The organism is Streptomyces chattanoogensis, assembly GCF_001294335.1.
In the GTDB taxonomy this organism is placed as follows: Bacteria; Actinomycetota; Actinomycetes; order Streptomycetales; family Streptomycetaceae; genus Streptomyces; species Streptomyces chattanoogensis.
Map to the genome: position 1 here is coordinate 1 of NZ_LGKG01000125.1, position 225 is coordinate 225.

The 225-nt window shown below is 65.3% G+C and carries 1 protein-coding gene; it reads right to left on the bottom strand.

The features are described from left to right. Positions 1-225, bottom strand: a 225-nt coding sequence (locus ADL29_RS15335; protein WP_425424244.1) for a glutamine amidotransferase-related protein, incomplete at both ends; no start/stop codon positions are given.

Below are 225 nucleotides of genomic sequence, written 5' to 3' on the forward strand. Positions count from 1 at the left end.
ATGAGCTGTACGAAGCGGTCGAAGAGGTACGCGGCGTCATGCGGACCCGCGGCGGCCTCGGGGTGGTACTGGACACTGAAGGCCGGCTGATCGAGCAGCTGCAGACCTTCGACGACGTTGTCGTTAAGACAGACATGGGAGACCTCCGCACGCCCGAAGGGGGTGTCGGAAACCCTGTCGAGGGGGGCGTCCACGGCGAAGCCGTGATTGTGCGCGGTGACCTCG